Source organism: Bacillus sp. AP50 (assembly GCF_040492675.1).
GTDB classification, from domain to species: Bacteria; Bacillota; Bacilli; order Bacillales; family Bacillaceae_G; genus Bacillus_A; species Bacillus_A cereus.
The window spans coordinates 1-4084 of record NZ_JBEUTW010000757.1; the positions used below are offsets into that span (position 1 = coordinate 1).

Genomic DNA, 4084 nt, shown 5'->3' on the forward strand with positions numbered 1-4084 from the left:
TAGTAATGTTGATGGTAAAATTAACAAAATTTTCATTTAAATCAGATAAAATTATGGTGTTTTTAACTTATAATAATGTTACTACGATGAAAAAATGGCTACTAATTAGTTAATTTAAAAATCAATTTTAGATAGGAAGAGGATAATGAAGACCAGAGATAGTTATAAAATTATTGTAATTGGTGCTGGGACAGCAGGACTATCTTCTACTGCACATTTATTACGAAATGTACCCCTATTTAAAGAAAGTATAGCAATTATTGATCCATCAAAAAAACATTACTTTCAGCCACTATGGAGTTTAGTGGGGGGAGGAATTGTTTCAAAGGAAAGTACGATGCGTAATCAGGAATCGCTTATTCCAAAAGGGGCAACGTGGATCCCTAAAAGTGTTGTTAAGTTATTTCCATCTGAAAATAAGATACTTTTAGATGACGGACTGCTACTTGAGTATGAAATTCTTATTGTAGCAGCTGGTATACAAATAAATTGGGACAGTATTAAAGGCTTAAAAGAGTCTATTGGTACTAATGGGGTATGTAGCAATTATTCTTATACATCTGTTGATTCTACTTGGAGAGAAATCGAAAAATTTAAAGGAGGAAATGCGCTTTTTACCCACCCTAATACTCCTATTAAATGCGGTGGTGCTCCACAAAAAATTATGTACTTAGCAGAGGAGTATTTTTGTAATAGTGGTGTAAGAAACAGAAGTGAAGTAATGTTTTATTCTGCAAACAATAACATATTTCAGGTTCCACGATATGCAAATACTTTAGAACAAGTACTAGAAAGAAAGCAAATTATAACGAATTATAATAAAAATTTAGTGGAAATTATCGCCGAAAAGAGAGAGGCAATTTTTGAAGATACGCAAACACTAAAAAGAGAAACCGTACCATATAGTATGATACATGTTGTTCCACCAATGGGGCCACCTAATTTTATTAAAGAGAGTGAGATAAGTGATCATCAGGGGTGGGTAGATATAAGCCCTTATACTTTGCAGCATGTGCAATATAAAAATATTTTTGGACTTGGAGATTGTACCAATTTACCTACCTCTAAAACTGGAGCAGCAATTCGAAAACAAATACCCGTCTTAAAACAAAATATTATGGATGTACTTAGCGGAAGAGATTTACAGGCTAAATATGATGGATATACATCATGTCCGATTGTTACAGGATATAAAAGTCTTATACTTGCTGAATTTAACTATGAACATGAGCCTCAAGAAACGTTTCCATTTAATCAAGCGAAAGAACGGTATAGTATGTTTTTACTTAAAAGATATATGTTGCCATATATGTATTGGAATTTAATGTTGAAAGGGATTCTATAGGAGAAGATAAAAAGTGGTTACAAAAATTGAAAATTAATTTGAAATAACTAATTGGAGGGAATAGCTATGCTTTTAAAATATTTTTATGATGAAAAATTAGCACATGCTTCCTATTTAGTCGGTTGTCAGAAAGAAGGCGTAGCAATCGTTATTGATCCTAGTCGCTATATAGAACAATATATAGAATTTGCTAAGAAAGAGGGGATGGAAGTAATTGCTGCGGCTGAGACTCATATTCATGCTGATTTTCTTTCTGGGTCTAGAGAACTTTCTAATCTTTACCATGCAAATTTATATGTATCTGATGAAGGAGATTGTGATTGGAAATATCAATATCTTAACGAAGGTCGATACAAATTGGTTAGAGAGGGCACAGAGTTTAAAGTAGGTCATATAAAATTTAATGTAATTCACACCCCAGGGCATACGCCTGAAAGTATTTCTTTTTTAGTAACTGATACAAGTCAAAATAATTATACGAATGATAAACCGATAGGAATATTCACAGGTGATTTTATATTTGTAGGAGATATAGGAAGACCGGATTTATTAGAAACTGCAGTTGGTATTAAGGATACTGCAAAAATAGGAGCGAAACAATTATTTGATTCTATACAAAAAATAAAAATACTTCCTGATTATTTGCAAATATGGCCATCACATGGTGCGGGAAGCGCATGTGGAAAAGCATTAGGAGCAATTCCAACTTCTACATTAGGTTATGAAAAGATGTTCAATTGGGCATTTCGGTGTAATGAAGAAAGTGATTTTATATCGACTTTATTGACGGGACAGCCAGAGCCTCCAAAGTATTTTTCATTAATGAAGAATTTAAATAAGTATGGTCCGCCAATTCGTAAGAAGAGAAAAAGTACTGCTATTAATACAGTAGAAGAACTTCAAGAAATTTTGAAGAGCGTTTATCAAATAGTTGATATAAGGGATGTAGAGAGTTTTGCTGCAGGTCATATCGAGAAGTCAATTAACATACCTTATAACAATTCTTTCACAACTTGGTGTGGATGGTTATTAGATTATAAAAAAGAAACTTTAATAATTCTAGATGAGGAAAAAGTTAAAGTAGAGGCAGTTATTAGAGAATTTGAATCTATTGGGTTAGATAATATTATTGCTTTTGCACCTTTAAAAGTAATACAAAGACTTGATAGATTTGAAAGTTACAAAGAAAAAACATCGATTGAATTATATCCGCATATAAAAGGTGGAAGCGTTAAGGTTATCGATGTGCGTAGTAAAAAAGAGTGGGAGGAAGGACACCTTCATGATGCAATACATATCACTTTAGGTAATCTATTTGAACAACTAGATTATATACCGAAAGATTTTCCAATAGTTTTGCAATGTCGAACCGGATTACGTTCCGCTATAGCAGCTAGTATTTTACAAAGAGCTGGTATAAAGGAAGTAGTGAATTTAAAGGGAGGATTTCTTGCATGGAAAGAAGAAGGGCTTCCTTATACAACATGCAATCTCAATGTGTAGGAAAATATTATATGCTAGGTAAGAATAATTAAAAGAAGTTATAGATGACGTGTTAGAAAAGGGAATCATAATTGTCGCAGATTCAGGAAATACATTAGGATTATTAATTGATTATCCAGTTAAATATGAAAATGTAATATTTGTTTTAGCATTAAATAATTTAACATTGGATCCATCTTTTATGGAATGGCAGTGTTGGAAGTACTTAGGTATTATCAATAAGAACCCAATTTAAAATTCTCTTGGATGCAAGAGAATTTTTTTATTGGGAATAGTAAGGGGGAGGGGAGGTGCATTACATATGGGAAAAGGTAGAAGTAATAATGCTGGTAAAAAGCAACCGAATTTTGATGATTCATCTAATTTTGCTAAACAAAGCCAACCGACAGAAAAGAAGAAGAAATAAGAATAGGAGCTCTCTTGATAAAGGGAGCTCCTGTTAAAAGTGGACTGACGTTTCAGAATAACATATCGATGGATTAACCCAATAGCCATAAATACAAGGTTTTAATTTTTCGAAGGGCACCTAATTTAATATTATTGTCCCGCTTTTTTATACTTATTGACGCGTTAAATCCATTTAAAATGCTCCTTAATGGCGTTGGGCGTGACCTTCATTAAAATTTTTTAAACCTAATGGGACTTACCATTAAGAGGGCGAGGATTAAAGTAATCCATGCATTACTATATGAAAACAATGCCATACCAGCCAATGATAATCCTGCAGCTGGAATAGGTAATCCCTTAAAATATCCAATAGTTGGTTTAATACTAAATTTAGCTAATCTTAAAGCACCCATTGTTGGGAATAGGATAAATGCCAAAGAAGTTAAAATAGAAGGTGTTGCTATCGTATGAAATAAAAGCGCAGGAGCGACGCCGAAACTAACAATATCAGCTAAGGAATCCAATTCTACGCCAAACTCACTGTTCACTTTTAATTTTCTTGCAATTCTTCCATCAAGAAAATCTAAAACAGCTGAAAAGAAAATGAGAATGGAGGCTGCTCCTAAATATTCACTCATATTCAAGGTGATTGAGAAAACACCGCACAATAAATTTCCAATCGTAAATAAATTCGGTATAACTTTTACAAGCTGATTAAACAAGTTTGTTCCTCCTAAATTAATTAAACTTCACATTTCTGTAGCAATTTCTATATATTCTTCCGTTATTCTTAAAAATATATGACCACTGTATTACTGTAAGCTAATTAAATTTCGATAAGAGAAAAAT

Annotated in this window: 3 protein-coding genes; 2 read left to right on the top strand and 1 reads right to left on the bottom strand. The window is 32.6% G+C overall.

Going from position 1 to position 4084, the window contains the following annotated elements; genetic code table 11:
• Window positions 1-145: 145 nt before the first annotated feature.
• Both ABWK52_RS29205 and ABWK52_RS29210 read left to right on the top strand, forming a co-directional pair.
• Complete coding sequence (locus ABWK52_RS29205) at window positions 146-1345, top strand: FAD/NAD(P)-binding oxidoreductase (RefSeq protein WP_000857304.1); 1200 nt, start codon at window positions 146-148, stop codon at window positions 1343-1345.
• A gap of 66 nt (window positions 1346-1411) precedes the next feature.
• Window positions 1412-2848 (top strand): MBL fold metallo-hydrolase, encoded by a 1437-nt coding sequence (locus ABWK52_RS29210; protein WP_000925322.1) that lies wholly within the window; start codon window positions 1412-1414, stop codon window positions 2846-2848.
• A 617-nt stretch (window positions 2849-3465) separates the two neighbouring features.
• Here ABWK52_RS29210 and pssA read toward each other — a convergent pair.
• A complete protein-coding gene (gene pssA, locus ABWK52_RS29215; protein ID WP_000483080.1) occupies window positions 3466-3957 on the bottom strand; it encodes a CDP-diacylglycerol--serine O-phosphatidyltransferase in 492 nt (163 codons plus the stop codon).
• Window positions 3958-4084 lie beyond the last annotated feature (127 nt).